Source organism: Ruegeria sp. ABF4_144, assembly GCF_056160045.1.
In genome coordinates this window covers 234,361-248,731 of record NZ_JBSWWK010000002.1, presented here as the reverse complement: position 1 = coordinate 248,731, position 14,371 = coordinate 234,361, and the positions used below count along the sequence as shown (strand labels likewise).

The window sequence follows — 14,371 nt, the reverse complement described above, 5'->3', positions numbered from 1 at the left end:
CAGAAGGACCGACTCTTTGTCTCCGCTTGGGCAACGGAGTCGGCCCGTTTGAGACCCGATTCTACGGGTCTCGAATCGCTGCGTCACAGCGCAATTTTAACGAGAAATTTTTAGGTCCCGGTTTTCGGTTGAACCGAATCTACCCGACTACCTGCCCAGGCCAGGTTGTCACTGAGCTGTGCAAGGATGCTGATCGCGTCCTTCAGGGGGGCGTCGCCACTTTCGAATTGCAGCAATAGCAGCAGGTCGGTGGCCCTTTCAAATTCACCTGGAATCCAGTCAGCTTTCGGGTCAATCTCGCCGCCTTGCTCAAGGCGCTCGGCGAAATCCTCGACGATTTCCTGACACGAATGCAGGAAGGCCGACGGTTCGATGTCGGACGATTCGCGCAGGTCTTCGTAGATGCTGGCAATCGCGGCCAGCCAGTCTTCGAGGATCGGGTTTTCAAGCGGGGGCAACGCGGATTCCAACGCGGCGTGCATCGACGCGGTATCCGGCTGCTCCACTTCGGCCTCGGGGCCTTCCAACGTTTCCAGAAACGGCAGGAAGTCCTGTTTCAGATCTGCGCGCGCAGCCTCCAGATCAGCCAGACGGCGATCGGACGCGATCTGGAGCACTTGTTCGGCAAGGTTCTGACCACCGCAGTTTTCCCACAGGGCGAAATCTGGCTCGGGTTCCTGCGCCATGGCACGCACGGCCACAGGGGTGCCAATCGATACGGCAGAGCGGAACAGATCACCCATTTCCTTGTTGAGGCGCGCCAGAACCCGGTCCAACGCATCGCGAACTGGCGGCAGATCGGCATGAGTGACGGCCAGCAGGCTGTTAGCGCGCAACTCCTGCGGAACTTTTGACCACAGATGACGTTCGGTTTCGCGCCAGGCGTTTGTGCCGTTGGTGCACCAGATTGCGCAATCCACAAATTTCAGCAGGTCGAGCGTTTCTTTGTACGTATCATCCAGCGCACCGGTTCCGGGCAGGTCAAACAGCGAGATTTCCTGCAGGGCAGGGGTGTTCAAACCGACCGAGATGAAATCGGGCTCATCCGCCGCAGCCTTTTCCAGTGCGATGCCGGAATAAACCTTGGGCTCTTTGTCCCACCAGCCAACTGTGGTTTCCGGAGTATCTGAATAGGCGACGATCACTAGCGGCAGCTTGAGGTGCTGCGGTCCAGTGGGCAGAATGTCTGCCCCGGCCAGCATGTTAGCGAGGCTGGACTTGCCAGCCCCGAATTCCCCGGCAAAACCGATGTTGACCGCGTTGGACAGCCGCCCGGCATGGGCAAGTGCGCGCTCGCGCATCTCGTCCAGTGCCGTGTCGGCCACAAGGTTTTCGGTCGCGGTCAGAAAGCGTTCAAGTTGTTTTACTTCCTGTTCGGTTCCGGGAAATTCGATCATTCCGCAGCCTCTGTTAATCTCTTGTCGATGTCATCCGCACCAAAGACAGCGCCGAGTTCTTCGGCGATGTGTTGGGCGTGGTCAAAGGCCGCTTGCGCCTGGGCCCGTTCGTTGGTTTCACCGGTTCCGGCCCGATGTTCAAGATGCCCGGCCAGCAAGGCCAGATAATGATCCAGTACCGTGTTCAGTCGTTCCAGCAAATCACTGCGCGCAGTGTCCACCAGATCGTCGCCGATCATCTCGAATTCCTGCACGATCATGCGTTCGGCCCGGGCCACAACGCTTTTTCGTGAGATCAGGCGCGACAGCCAGCTAACCCGCAACTCCACAGTAATGCCCCGTGTCAGCGCGGTGGTGTCGGGTCGGAACCACCGCACGGCACTGGTGTTCATCCGGTTGTCGGTCGGATCTTGCCAGCCGGGCAGTGCGCGCAGGGCCGCGTTGCTTTGCATGTCGATAGTATAAAGCTCGCTCAGCATCCGTTGGCGCACGACCTGCGTGGCCCCCTGCACAAGCTCGCGCATACGGTCACGCAGCGGAGTGAAGTTCAGTTCCGTGTCGCCGCCCTTGGCCAATAGCGGTGAGTCCCCGTTCGGGCCTCGCACCACGGCCGAGACGGACTCAGCTACTGTGTCGTCCATGACACCGCGCAAATTGGCTAGTACATCGTCCATGTCGTTGACGATCCCAGCGGTCTTGTCGGCAACAAGTGTGCGCAGCTCTGCCAGAGTCTTGTCGTTCTCGTTGTTGCTTTCGGCAGTGGGGGCGGAATCATCCTCGATAGCGCGCAAATGCGCTCTACTGCGCTCAACCTCGCCTTGGGCAAAGGTATTGAGATGCTGCCACGCCATGCGCAGTTGTTCGTTGCGCGGGCCCTCTGTCAGGGCGCCGGTCACGTGACGGCGCAGGTCCGGCAGCCCGGAAGCAATCATTGCCGCAAATCGCAGAACGCCTTCGCGGCTGATCGGGCCAGGGCCCTGTTTGATCTCTTCCACACCGTCCAGATATTGCTTCATCTGAGCTGGGTGAGCCCGTAGCCAAGCCAGAACTTCGTCGTGGTTGATGCCGGTCTCATCGCCGGTCAGGGCATAGTGTGCCCATTGCGCGCTGCCCATCAACACGTCAATGTCCGAGTTCCCGAGGGCTTTCTCCAAGCCCTCCGTAACATCGGTCCGGACTTTTCCGGCGTCTTCCGCACCGCCGCCCAGCTCATCAACCCGGTTGATGAACACTACGATCTGACCCAGTTCAAGCGCCTGCATCAGGCGGAACAGTTTCAGATCGGCCCGCGACAGCGCCTGATGTGCGGAAAGAACCACCACAAAGAAATCAGATTCCTTCAGGTACTGGCGCGAGATTTCTTCGCGGATCAGCAACGGGTCGTTAACGCCCGGTGTGTCAGTTACCGTTAGCGGAAACGGGAAGTGGCCGATGTCAAAATAGACCTCGGCCTTGCGGGTGATGTCGCTGTAAAGTCCGCGGTCTGAGCCCGGATCGTGTTCCCCTGTTTCGGTCGGGTCGTCGCCCGCACAAACATAACGCGCCAGATCATCCGAGGTCAGTTCGTCAAGATCGTGATGTTGCCCCAAAAGATGCTTGTAGCTTTCCCCCAGACGAAGCTTGGCGCGGGTCTTCATCGCTTCGACCTGCTCTTCGATCATCTCGCGTTTATAGCTGTCCTCATCATCGGGGAACATGTTGCGCAGCTCTTCGCCTTCGGCGATCAGCGCCTGCCATTGGCGGTTGTCGAAGAAATGGAACTCGGCCCCAGAGGTCCGCCCTGACGGGTGGCCGAAATGCATGTCGGTGATCACCGTCGTCCAGGGGTTCACGTCCGATGGCAGGTATTCTGCCTGACCGGTGAAGCCGTTGATCAAACGGGATTTGCCAGCCTTGATCTGCCCGACAAAGGCGATCGACGGTTTCAGATTTGTCAGGTCGCCGACAATACGCGAGATGAACTGGCGGGTCTCATCATTCGAGGCGCCGTTCATATCTTCGGCAATACGGATTAACTCGCGACGGTTGTTTTCACTCATAAACTTTACCCTGGTAACTTGAAATCACGGATCGAATTCATCGAAAAATTGAACGAAAGGGGCGTACTCATCCTTCCGGCCTTTTCAGTGAGGCCCAAAGATTGACGACGGCACCCAGTTTGCGTGCCTCGTGGACGGTAACGGCAAAGTTCTCGCCATCATTCAGGACGGCCAGACCGGCGCCTTTGCCACCGGAAGGACGCATGACAATCAACTGCGGGTGGCCCATCACGTTGGCCGTGTCACCATCCCAACCCGCAAGATCGCGGGCAAATCGGGTCAGCAGATCCGCGTTGGGATGCAGCGGTTGCCCTTCGTCACAAGTGCCACCCAAGTGAAGCACGGCACCGTCCGCGCCACTGGCCAAAACCCGGCCTTGGGCAAATCGGTCGGAACCGTCAAAGAACTGCTTCGCCAGAGAGTTTGCATCTTGCACCGGTGTTTCTTCGGCAGGTGCAGGTTCCTCAGTCGCATCCGGGACGATCGAGAAAACGGGCTCAGCAGGTAGTTCGATTTTCTCGCAAGCGCTTTCAATCTCGCTGAAAGTGATGCCCACATCGTCAGCCTCAAGCGCGGTGTCTGGTTGCAGCGAAATCAGCTCCAACGGAGCAGGGGCCGCCGCAATGTCGGTGACCAGCTGCGCCAGCTTGCTTGCTAACTCCTCTCGGGACTCGGTTTCGAAATCCGGAGCGACGCCGGACTGAACCCGGAAAACATCCGTGATGCGCGAGCTGTTAACTTCGATTGCAAGGCAATGACCATCGGCGGCTGTGAATTCCAGCCGGCGCGGCAAAATGGTGCCGCGAATGGTGTGCAGCACTTTTTCGCGCCGAATCCGGGCAGTTTCGCCCGGAACGGTGACCGCCGGGTTCAGGCGCGCCACAGACGAGCGCCCGATGTCGTCGAGCATCTCGAGTATGTTCGTGTCCATCATGCCGTGACCCCCCTCTGGTCAGGTCTAGACTGCGGCCGCAACGGGCCCCAGGCTGAGATGCGATTTTGTCAGCGCCAACCCGACATTGGCGCTGCTGCGACAGATGTAACAGACCACATGATCGGGATACTCCCGGGTCCGCAAAAAGATATTCAACCGGTCGTCCGAAAACACCGCGATTTCCCCAAATCCCGGGTTGTCGGCCTCCTCGGCCCCGGCCGCGCGCAGCAAGTCCTCGAAAGCCTTGACGCCACGCCCCTGAAACAGGTTAGCCACGGCAAGGGCAAGACTGTCCAGAATGTCCGCGCTGTCTGAATCCAGGGTGTTGGTCCCAAGCAACATCCCTGTTTCCATATCGACATACCCGGCTGCAATACAGTCGGGTATGGTTTCCATCGCGGTGTTCAGTGCGGCTTCGATCGTCATCGCTTGCTACCTGAGGTTTGGGTTACAACACACGGAATTCGGCCCCGCCGTTTTCCGTTGCTTTCGGTACGGCGCCAACCGAATTCTTGACATGGCGCGCGAAATGCTCGGCGGCAATCTGGTCGAATTCCTCAAGAAATGCGCCGAAGACCTTTTTCATGCTTTCAACATCGGTCGGCAAATTCTCATCCGCCGTCACGTCGCGCCACATGGATGCCGCACTCAGCGGTACGTTTGCGGGAGCGCTAATCAGGCCCTCAAGGTTCTCGTCCTTTTCGTCCGACGGTTCCGCGTCGTCCGCGGCGGTACCGTTCGACAGGGGCACAACCTGCATGTTCACGAGACCGTTAGATTCAGGCTCCGGCTCGTATTCGTCGACGCCATTCGATTGTTCGGCCAGCAATGCGGCTATCGACGAAACTGAAACTTCGGCGGGCTTTTCTTCGGGTTCTTCAACCGATGCCATGTCCTGTTCAGTCGCGTCTGCCAGCTTGCTGTCCAGCGACTCTATGAACCGGTCGGAAGTTTCACCGACTGTGTCTTCCAGTGTTTCCGCCTGCTCATCAAGGGCCAGGATGTTGTCATCCTCGTCGTCCAGCTCATTGTCGTCCAACAGATCAAACGAGTCTTCATCTGCCGACGTTTCCTGGAATTCCGCAAGATTCAGGCTGTTACTTTCCGTGTCCCGGAAAAAGGCGCGCAGTTCATCGCCTTCGTTTTCCGGCTGCGGCTCGGCCGCCGGAGTTTCGGTTTCCATCTCGGCGCGCAGACGTTCGGCCTCTGCCGCATCAATACGTTCTTCGCGACTGCTTTCTTCGGTGCGGCGCTCAACGCGGGCCGGGCGGATGGGAAAGCTAGTGACGACTTCGTCTTCTTCGGTGGCAGTAGGAACCGGGTTCACCAGTTTCAGCGGAGCCGGTTCTTCGGTTTGCTCCGCCACGCGTTTCGGGCGGATCGGTTGCACGGGTGCTCCTGCGGCCATGCCGTTGTCGATCTGATAGCGCGTCAGCATGTCGGCGCGGCTGTCCATGATCTGTTCGGTGATCTGAAGAAAACTGTCCACCATCTTGCCGCCGCCACTACGGGTCCATAGCTCGGCATCGCCACTTTTGTCCCGGGCCGTGATTGCATCACGCGCCGAAAACAGAATCGACCGGTTGAACAGGTGGCCTGCTTCGCGGTTGACCCGGCGCAGCACCTTTTGACGGTCTTTCGGGCCCAGCACATCGGCGCGGGTCACCAGCAGCAGAGAGTTATGCTGCAGCCGTTCCGGCAATGACACCCAAGTGGCACGTTCGGTTTCGCGCCAGGCCTGAGTTGCATGGGTGCACCACAAAACCCCGTTGGCTTGCCCAACCGCACGGCGCCAGACATCACTGGAGATCTTAGGGTCCGAGATACCGGGGGTGTCGATCAGATCCACCGCTTCCAGAATATCAGCCTCAAGAAAGATACGCACAAACTGCACGTCATTGACACCAACTGATTCCAGCTGATCCAGAGTGATGTTTTCGCGGGTTCCGTCGTGGCGCTGCACATAGGCCGATTTCTTGCCCCAGCTGAACCACACGGGCGGTAACTGTGTAGCGGTCACTTGCGTTGGCAGGGCCTGCGAGCGCAGGAGAAAGTTCATCAGCGTCGATTTCCCGGCACTGAATTCCCCCATCAACGCAAAGATCGGTTTGCGGCGGGACCACTGCTCGATGCGTTCCCAAGCCTTAGGAGAGACGAAGCGGGTTTGTGTATCTTTTGCCATGTCGCTACTTATGCTGCCTCGTTACTAAGATCTTTCAGGATGTCGCCCAGGATATCGTCACGCGATTTCTTGGGGGTCATACCTGCCATCAGGGCCGCCTGGTTCGGGTCCTGTTCAGCCGAGGCCGAAATGTTAAGCAGGGTCTCTTTCTGCTCGCGCAGGAAGTCCGACAAGCCGGCCCGCACGTTTTCCAGAACAGCCGCGATCTGATTTTCCTCAAGGTCTTTGGTGATCGAGTTGGCCTCGGACGCGATCAGTCGCGTATAATCCGCAGCATAGGCTTCGAACCCTTTGCGGCGTTGCCACCAGCGGCGCCACCAAGTGCTTTGAAGGTCCAGCGCGATAGTGCGGCCGATGCCCAGTGGCGGCGGCACGCGGGGCACGATCGGAGCTTCGATGCTGAATTCGCCAAGATGGTTGCCCAGCAGCTTTTGATACAATGCTTCAACATCCGCCGCAGAGGCACTGTAAAGCGCTCCGGCCTCCTTGCGCATGGCGCGGGCAAAGCTGAAATAGGCTGCCTTTTGCAGGGTGCGCAGGCCAGCCGGGTCATATTGCCAGGTGCCTTCCTCGCCATTCTGCTCCAGATGCGAAATCAACGAATCGGTGGCCCGTTTGACGAAGTTGTCTTCGGCTGATTTCAACCGCTCTAGCACCTTTTCGCGCAATGACGTCGTCAGCTCGACGGCCTTCTTTTCGTATTCTTCGGTCACCTTGGCGATGGCCTCTTCGGGCGAAACACCGTCAAGATCGCGCACAACACCTTGACCGTCAGACAGGTTCTTAGCCACCGCAGTTGCGCGAATCTGGCTGGCGATGTTGCGCGCCCGGTGACGAACCCGATCCAGCAGCCGGTTACCGGCCCCGTCGGCGATACGTTCGTTCATGGCTAGGAGCAGGTCAGGCAGACCGGATAGCGCCCAGATCTTGTCAAGCGAAGGTGCCTGATCGCCAAACCCGGCGGCCAGATAGAAGGTATTCAAGGCGTTCCGCGATTCCTCCGACAGAATGTCGGGGTTTCCGGTCAGGGCCGCCTCGGCCCAAAGCGCGCTGCCAAAAACAACGCTGGTGTTTGTGTCGATGCTGTTCTGCTTCAGTGTGTCCTGAATCCGATCGCGAATCTCGGGCACCTGATTGACCGGGTCAGACAGCTCGTCGATCCGGTTTACGAACAGGATGATCTGACGGTTTTCGAACTGTGCGATAATCCGCATCAGCGCCATGTCCATTGTGGTCAGCGCCTGGCTGGCCGCCAGTACCACAACGCAAACCTCGGACCCACGCAGGCTGCGCAGGGTGATCTGCTCGCGTACCATGAAGGTATCGTTGACACCGGGCGTGTCGCAGAGTTTCAGCGAGATCGGGTATTGCGGAATGTCCATGTAAAGTTCCGCCGACTTAGTGACATCGGCAAAACGCCCGGTCTTGGGATTGATATCAGGGTCATCTTCATCGCCCAGGCAGACATAGCGCTGGATCAGTTCATCATCGAAATAGTCGTACTGGTGGCTTTGTCCCAGAATCAGGTCGAAATGTTGGCCCAGACGCGCTTCGGACTTGGCCTTCATTTCGCCGATCTGGCGGCGGATATCTTCCATCTCGTCATCGGCACCAGCCCGGTTGGCCAATTCGCCCAAGCGGCCACCGCCGACCATCAGATTGTCCCACTCTTCTTGTTCAAAGAAGGTGAATTTCGCTCTCTTGTCGCCTTCGGTGCGGGTGTTGATGTTCAGCGTTGTTACCACCGAGGTCCACGGGTTGACGTCCGACGGCAAAAGGGCAGGGCGCCCAGCCAAGATGTTCACGATCGAAGACTTACCAGCCTTGACCTGCCCAACCAACGTAACGCTGGCCGTAAAGTTCTCCATCCGCGTCTTGAGCGTCGCAAGCCGTGCCGAGGAACGCGCATCTGCCACCTCTGTCAGCTGGTCGATCTGCGCCGTCAGCGCCGTCATCGCCGAGGTCATCGGCGTCAGCGCTTCGTTTCCAACGGACAAGAGATGGTCGTTTCGGGCCATGGTCAGCCTCCGGTTCCAGTAGCGGCGATATGGGGTTGGATCTGACCGTCAACAGAGCTGGTCAGGATATCGATCCGGGCAATCAGGTTCAGTGCATTGCCAAGAATGGCGGCCTCGGCACCCGGCGAAATCTCTTCGTAAGCGCGGGAATCGGCTAGCACTTCGATCGAGCTGAACTGTTCACTGTTTTCCAGCAGAGCCAGACGGCGACCAGTCGGAAACCCTTGGGATTTGGTCTTGGGCAGCGGCATACGAGAATTGGCGAGCAAGTAGTGCCCCCCCGAATGCGTGCGCAACGAGACACCAAAACCTGTGTTCGGATGATCCCGGTTCAGAGACTTCAGTTCACCAAGGAAACTTTCACGTGCAAGACCAATGGCGTCTTGCTCAGCAGCGGCAGAGTTCATCATGTTGGTCACGGCTAAGACCCTTGTGTTCGAGTTGAGCAAAAAACTCTTACGGCGCCCGAGGGCGGAAAAGACTCATTAATTCCCACTGCCCATCAATTACTGGCAAGGCGGTGTTAATTTGACGCGAATAAGATTTTTTGGCGTTTGAAATGTGGCGCAAATATGGTCATGACCCTGAACGTGGGCTCAACCCAAGGGCGTGTGGGCAAATTTCTGTTTCTGCGAACACTTGGGCATTCCCAATTTGGACATGCAAACGCGTCCTCATGGAATTTTTTAAGCTACAGAATTTAAACGATATTAATTGCGGGTGACAGAGTGCGTGCTGAATTATGAGGGTGCCCCAGCCAATCCGTGGGCCGCGAATGCAGTCGGGTGACTCCCCAGGCTTCGTCTCCTTACTCAACGTAAGCGAGTTTAACATGTCGCTGAAAATTTCGGTAATGTGTACGTTTAATAGGCGAAGATTTGTCGGAAATTCTAAGTCGAAACGCACCGTCCCGATTAATGTCAAAATGCAGGCAGGCACTGGTCGAAAGAAAGGGTGGATAGCTTGACTTTAGGGCGGCGCCCATTGCCTTGCAGTCGTGTCAAGTTCGATCATCTCGGGTCGACCCCCAATTATCTTGCGCTCAAGTGAATTTCCCTCTCGCACTCCACCGCAGCCTTTGTTATTGAGCACGCCAATCCGGCACTTATGGCCGGTAGTGCGGGTGTGGCGAAATTGGTAGACGCACCAGATTTAGGTTCTGGCGCCGCAAGGCGTGGGGGTTCAAGTCCCTCCACCCGCACCATATTCTAAAGGAACTCCTGATCTTTTCGTGACAGGCCTGCTTTATGGCCAGCCGTTAAGCGCGCAATAGCGTCGTGGGGCGTCTTTGCCGACTGCGTGCGCCTGCCAGCCTCTGACAAGAGGTGCACAGTTAAACAATTCTCCAAAAACTGAAAACTCGGCTATACTCCTAGCCATCAGTAGACAGGAGATTGCCATGCTTTATCCACTTGCAACGCTCGAGGCCGACAAGCTCAACGCAGTGCGGGCGCTTGAACAGGAGATTGGACGCCCGGTTGTCGCGCTTGCCGCTGTTGAAGCCGAAACGGCCAATCTGCCGAAGGACGACCTGAAAAAGTTGCAAGCCTTGGAAGACGAACTTGACGTCGTTCTTGTCGCTGTTCGGCCGAGCTAGAACTTCTGAAGAATACACGCTTGCCGCCCGAGCAATTGGGCCGTGCAAAGCGCAATCTGTTTCAACAAATAGAATCGGGCGCTAGCCTTTACGGTACGACCAATTCACTGGCCAAGCCGATTGCTCAAGCGGCCTTGATGTAATTGCGCGATTTTTCGACCGAAGACCGCGTGGCCAGCAGAGACGCCTCAAAGGACCTCAAAACAGGGCGGGCGACTTTAAAGCCCGGCCCGGAGGTCACATCAAGATCGGGGAATACGGTTTGAATCTCAGCTACGCTTGCATCATCCAGCGTGGACATGCCGATTTTGCCCAGAAGCAGGCTTTCTGACGCTACACCGTTGGCCCAGACGATCTGATGTTCATCAAAGAGCAGATGGAAATACTCGACCTCTCCACCTTGCCGCGCAGACACGCCATCGCCGTCAATCAGATGCGTGGCCGCGGCAAAGACCTGCGGACATGCGAATTGCAATTCGACCTCGGGACCTTCTAGCAGAATGCGATGCTGGGGGCTCACTTCCAGTGTCTCTTGGGCACCCAGAACACCCGCGCTGATTCTTATAGGTGCGAATTTGCCAATGGCCGCCATGGTCCGTCGTCCAATCCAGCGTACTGGCTGAGCGCCGTTGTCCATGGTCAGAACTAGATCTCCAACCCTCAGGTCTTCGATTGGCCGTGGCCCGTCGGGGCAGGCAATCATCGCGCCCCCGGCAAAACACAAGGGGTCGGACTCTTCCCGTTCCCCGAACATCGAGTATCCGGTTCCGAAACCGTTGGAATAAATCGGCGAAACCAACTCGATTGACACAATCGCACGTTCGTCGATCGCGTCCTGATCCGCGTTTGCCTCGAACTCCGGCGCCCAATACGTGTTGCCGTTGGTGTCCTGAAAAACGACGGCAGTGATGTTGGCGGTCGTGCCATCATTGTAAGTGATGACCGCGTTGTAGATCATCGACGCATCAAAGGTCTGAGGCGGCCCTCCGTCGATGCTGAACTGGTCGTTCGAGACATTGTTGTCCAGATCATAAGTGTCTGGATCGCCACCGCCGAAACCGTTGCCTGCCTCGGAAAATGTCTGGCGGCTGTCGTAAAGAGGATCGCCAGCCGAGCCATAGGTGCCAAGGGCTGCGTTTACATTAGTGGTTGATAGGAATTGGTTACCCTCAGCGGGATCCCATATTGGCAGGTTTCCAAGGGAGAAGACGGTAAACGTGGTGGTCATGCGTTACTCTTGAAACAAAAAACTCGTACGGTAGGCAATTAGCCTGCGATCGTCAGAAAGTTCAAGTTTTAAATCAGAAAACCACCGCTTGCAGATCAACAACCTGTGCGAACCTACCTGCTTGGGAGCGACACCACTGGCTGTCTGGCCCGGGCGATGATCAATCATGGTGTCTAACTGCAGCCATCTCAGGAACTGCAGCGGATGGCGTTCAATAGTCCTTACTGAGGGTGGCAACATTTTGGTGTTTTGCTGCCTTCCTGGAGTACAAATGAGTGCTCAGCAAGAGCGAACCGGCAACGACCATCACAAAATGCAGCATCTCGTCCGCAATCTCTTCGTGACCGAAGTAATCCAGAACGTCGCCCGCAGTCATATAAAGGAACAGAGCAGGGACAAAGTATAGCGTGGCCGTCTTGATATTCACGTTGTTGGCAAGGTAGCCAATGCGATGAAACCAACCGGTCAGAGGTTTGCGGTGCATTTCAATCGCGGCCAACAGGCTGTGCGCATCCCGGCTATTGGGAGACAGAGCCAATGCACTAAGGGCCGCTTCCTGCGCTTTGTCGAAGTCCTTGCGAACCCAGAACGCCCAGCCGATGGCGATGTGATTTGCGTCCTTGTTCGGTGCGATCCTCAGCGCGACTCTGGCGTGCTTTTCCGCAGTGTCTGCATCCATTCGCAGGCTTGCCAGCCTTGATGCGAAATAGTGGGCCTGATCGTCGTCCGGATACAGTGACAATAGTGCCTCGGTCACCTTTGCCAGTTCCGGAATGTCCCGATCGAACAACGCGCTGGCGCAACGAAGCACTAACGCGTCCTTGTTTTCGGGATCCAGACGCAGGGCTTCATCCAAAGAGGCCTTGGCCGATTTACTGTCGCCGAAAACCGTGTCCAGCATGGATCGAAGCACATGCGACATGGGCAGGTTCGGGGCCAAAGACAAAGCCGCGTCCACAGCGCGGGATGAGGCAAAATACTTGCGCAACCCAAACAAACAGACCGCAAGGTGCGCGTGAATAAGCGCGCTTTCCGGATCCGCCTTCAAAGCCTTGCGAAAATACCCGAGCGCGGTGGTGTAGTCGCCTCGATCAGAAGCGGCAATTGCCAGCGGAAGATCTCTGTTGGATAGCGTCATGATCAGTTCAAGAAGTAAGCGAGGCCACCCATTGCCTCACCCAATGGAGGAAAGAAGATAAGCAGAACGGCGGTGGCAAACCACGACCCAATGACGAACAGAAGCGCAGTGGGTAAACGCATCTGGTCTCGACCTGTCGCCGTCCTATGCAGGTGATAGAGTTGCCGCTGCGCCTGATAGCAATAACCGGACGCAACAATTGCGACCACCAGAACAATGTTCAGCAGGATCTGGTTGCCCAGACGTTCGATACTGCCTTTTTCGAAACTGTCCTTGATGAAATCAATCAGCACCAGCATCGGGGCGCAGAACAGCACCGAAGCCAGCAGCACGCGGCCTTGTTGTTTCTGGCTGCGACAACCCAGAAAGCCTGCGTTTCGGTACATCCAGATGCTGCTGAAAACCGGCCCGGCCAGAAAACCGGCAATCCAGACCACGATAGGGGCGGTAATTCTGTCGGGGTTTGCTCCGTCTAGCGTGTTCTCCGCTATGTCCAACTGCATCACTTGCGTCCGTTTGACTTGAGGAACGCCAGAACGTCGTCATACCGTCCGCTCTCATTGCCATAGGTGGCGTGGTTGCGGGCGGTGGTCAGCCAGTCAATTGTTGAGGGGCGGACCAGATTGGCAGCCGTCTCAAGCATTTTCATGCTGATCGGTACTTCACGGCCCTGCGACAAAGTCGCGTCAATCGCCAGATCTGTTGCGGTTTCGACGATCTGCGCCAGGTCCGCACCGGAGTATCCGCTTGTGGCAGCAGTGATTTTATCAAAGCGGATGTTGGCTTCACTCGGGCGCCCGGCCAGCTCCATCAGTAGGATCGCCTCTCGAGCCTTGGCATCCGGCGGCGGGACAAAGAACAGGCGGTCGAAACGCCCCGGGCGTAGAAACGCGGAGTCCATCGACCAAGGGATGTTGGTCGCAGCCAACACAAGAACGCCGTCGTTGCGTTGGCTGACACCATCCATCTGCGCCAGAAAATGGCTGACCATCTGGGAAATATGGGTCGACGTATGCCCAGATCGCTTTGATCCCAGCGCATCGATCTCGTCAAAGAACAGAATGGTCGGAGTGTTGTTGCGCGCCTGTTCAAAAACCGAGGTCAACCGTTGCTCGGCTACGCCCCAATAGGGGTCGAGAATGTCCGAGATCGCCACAGCCTGAAATCGCGCGCCACATTCCCCCGCCGTTGCCCGTGCGATCATGGTTTTGCCGCAACCGGGCGGGCCGTACATCAAAACACCGCCGCCAGATTTTTTCCTGAAACGCGTCAGCAAACCCGACTGCTTGAAAGGCGCGATGATACGCCTTTCGATATCGCGTTTCACGTTTTCAAGCCCACCCACATCAGCGAATGAGATTTGCTCATCCCCCTCAGCGAGTTCAGGTTCGGATTGTCCCTCAATCACCTGCAGACTGACAACGTTGTCGGCAATCTCGTCCGCGATGGGTTGAGAGTCCTGTTCTTCAGGTTCAAAGCGGGGCGCCACCTCTTCGGATTGGCCCCAGCGTTCGGCGTCTTCGGTCAGGCCCGCAGTCGTGAATACCTGCGAGACCAGAGCGCGGTCATCGGTAGACTCTACATTCTCTGGTTGAATTTCAAACGCTAGCTCCAGCGCACGACTGTCCAGTTTCAACGCCATTGCCCGGCGCATCACGGCCAGCCGAAGCGTCACGTTTTCCGGCGAGGCTTCAAGACGCCCCAGCAGGGCTTCAAATGATTTATCAGGCAATTCCTGTCTCCGAAAACACCGGTCGAGACCTATGGTAAAAACGGCATCAAACTGTGTCGGAAATCAGTCTAAATCAAGTCAAAGTTGCCGACCCCAAAAACCACAA

12 protein-coding genes and 1 tRNA gene are annotated in these 14,371 nt (G+C 57.0%); 2 read left to right on the top strand and 11 right to left on the bottom strand.

Annotated features, from left to right (window positions below; translation table 11 throughout):
• Positions 1-110: 110 nt before the first annotated feature.
• The 7 genes from ACXAGD_RS19475 to ACXAGD_RS19445 all read right to left on the bottom strand — a co-directional run bounded on the left by ACXAGD_RS19475 (position 111) and on the right by ACXAGD_RS19445 (position 8,980).
• Positions 111-1,397 (bottom strand): dynamin family protein, encoded by a 1,287-nt coding sequence (locus ACXAGD_RS19475; protein WP_475213069.1) that lies wholly within the window; start codon positions 1,395-1,397, stop codon positions 111-113.
• Complete coding sequence (locus tag ACXAGD_RS19470) at positions 1,394-3,436, bottom strand: dynamin family protein (protein ID WP_475213067.1); 2,043 nt, start codon at positions 3,434-3,436, stop codon at positions 1,394-1,396. Before ACXAGD_RS19470 ends, ACXAGD_RS19475 begins: the two co-directional genes overlap by 4 nt.
• 67 nt (positions 3,437-3,503) lie before the next feature.
• Positions 3,504-4,370, bottom strand: a complete 867-nt coding sequence (locus ACXAGD_RS19465) for a hypothetical protein (protein WP_475213065.1) — start codon at positions 4,368-4,370, stop codon at positions 3,504-3,506.
• A gap of 24 nt (positions 4,371-4,394) precedes the next feature.
• Positions 4,395-4,796 carry a hypothetical protein gene (locus ACXAGD_RS19460; RefSeq protein WP_475213063.1) on the bottom strand — a complete coding sequence of 134 codons (402 nt, stop codon included), beginning with the start codon at positions 4,794-4,796 and terminating at the stop codon, positions 4,395-4,397.
• A 22-nt stretch (positions 4,797-4,818) separates the two neighbouring features.
• Positions 4,819-6,552, bottom strand: coding sequence for a dynamin family protein (locus ACXAGD_RS19455; protein ID WP_475213061.1), 1,734 nt, complete (start codon positions 6,550-6,552; stop codon positions 4,819-4,821).
• An 8-nt stretch (positions 6,553-6,560) separates the two neighbouring features.
• The gene (locus tag ACXAGD_RS19450; protein WP_475213058.1) at positions 6,561-8,570 is read right to left on the bottom strand and encodes a dynamin family protein; all 2,010 of its coding nucleotides are present in this window, start codon (positions 8,568-8,570) and stop codon (positions 6,561-6,563) included.
• A 2-nt stretch (positions 8,571-8,572) separates the two neighbouring features.
• Complete coding sequence (locus ACXAGD_RS19445; RefSeq protein ID WP_475213488.1) at positions 8,573-8,980, bottom strand: hypothetical protein; 408 nt, start codon at positions 8,978-8,980, stop codon at positions 8,573-8,575.
• A gap of 709 nt (positions 8,981-9,689) precedes the next feature.
• Between ACXAGD_RS19445 and ACXAGD_RS19440 the strand changes: the two genes are divergently transcribed.
• Both ACXAGD_RS19440 and ACXAGD_RS19435 read left to right on the top strand, forming a co-directional pair.
• Positions 9,690-9,774, top strand: a tRNA-Leu gene (locus tag ACXAGD_RS19440).
• Between the two features lie 195 nt (positions 9,775-9,969).
• The gene (locus ACXAGD_RS19435) at positions 9,970-10,167 is read left to right on the top strand and encodes a hypothetical protein (protein WP_475213056.1); all 198 of its coding nucleotides are present in this window, start codon (positions 9,970-9,972) and stop codon (positions 10,165-10,167) included.
• Between the two features lie 124 nt (positions 10,168-10,291).
• On the opposite strand, the gene ACXAGD_RS19430 is transcribed toward ACXAGD_RS19435, so the two are convergent.
• The 4 genes from ACXAGD_RS19430 to ACXAGD_RS19415 form a co-directional block, all read right to left on the bottom strand.
• The gene (locus ACXAGD_RS19430) at positions 10,292-11,395 is read right to left on the bottom strand and encodes a Hint domain-containing protein (RefSeq protein ID WP_475213054.1); all 1,104 of its coding nucleotides are present in this window, start codon (positions 11,393-11,395) and stop codon (positions 10,292-10,294) included.
• Positions 11,396-11,606: 211 nt separating this feature from the next.
• Positions 11,607-12,533, bottom strand: a complete 927-nt coding sequence (locus tag ACXAGD_RS19425; RefSeq protein ID WP_475213052.1) for a tetratricopeptide repeat protein — start codon at positions 12,531-12,533, stop codon at positions 11,607-11,609.
• A gap of 2 nt (positions 12,534-12,535) precedes the next feature.
• Positions 12,536-13,036, bottom strand: coding sequence for a hypothetical protein (locus tag ACXAGD_RS19420; protein ID WP_475213050.1), 501 nt, complete (start codon positions 13,034-13,036; stop codon positions 12,536-12,538).
• Entirely contained in the window at positions 13,036-14,265 is a 1,230-nt protein-coding gene (locus ACXAGD_RS19415; RefSeq protein WP_475213048.1) for an ATP-binding protein, read from the bottom strand. Before ACXAGD_RS19415 ends, ACXAGD_RS19420 begins: the two co-directional genes overlap by 1 nt.
• Positions 14,266-14,371 lie beyond the last annotated feature (106 nt).

Bases quoted from the DNA above. Each gene is read 5' to 3' on its own strand.
- ACXAGD_RS19475 (WP_475213069.1), bottom strand. From the start codon at position 1,397: ATGATCGAATTTCCCGGAACCGAACAGGAAGTAAAACAACTTGAACGC.
- ACXAGD_RS19470 (WP_475213067.1), bottom strand. From the start codon at position 3,436: ATGAGTGAAAACAACCGTCGCGAGTTAATCCGTATTGCCGAAGATATG.
- ACXAGD_RS19465 (WP_475213065.1), bottom strand. From the start codon at position 4,370: ATGATGGACACGAACATACTCGAGATGCTCGACGACATCGGGCGCTCG.
- ACXAGD_RS19460 (WP_475213063.1), bottom strand. From the start codon at position 4,796: ATGACGATCGAAGCCGCACTGAACACCGCGATGGAAACCATACCCGAC.
- ACXAGD_RS19455 (WP_475213061.1), bottom strand. From the start codon at position 6,552: ATGGCAAAAGATACACAAACCCGCTTCGTCTCTCCTAAGGCTTGGGAA.
- ACXAGD_RS19450 (WP_475213058.1), bottom strand. From the start codon at position 8,570: ATGGCCCGAAACGACCATCTCTTGTCCGTTGGAAACGAAGCGCTGACG.
- ACXAGD_RS19445 (WP_475213488.1), bottom strand. From the start codon at position 8,980: ATGATGAACTCTGCCGCTGCTGAGCAAGACGCCATTGGTCTTGCACGT.
- ACXAGD_RS19435 (WP_475213056.1), top strand. From the start codon at position 9,970: ATGCTTTATCCACTTGCAACGCTCGAGGCCGACAAGCTCAACGCAGTG.
- ACXAGD_RS19430 (WP_475213054.1), bottom strand. From the start codon at position 11,395: ATGACCACCACGTTTACCGTCTTCTCCCTTGGAAACCTGCCAATATGG.
- ACXAGD_RS19425 (WP_475213052.1), bottom strand. From the start codon at position 12,533: ATGACGCTATCCAACAGAGATCTTCCGCTGGCAATTGCCGCTTCTGAT.
- ACXAGD_RS19420 (WP_475213050.1), bottom strand. From the start codon at position 13,036: ATGCAGTTGGACATAGCGGAGAACACGCTAGACGGAGCAAACCCCGAC.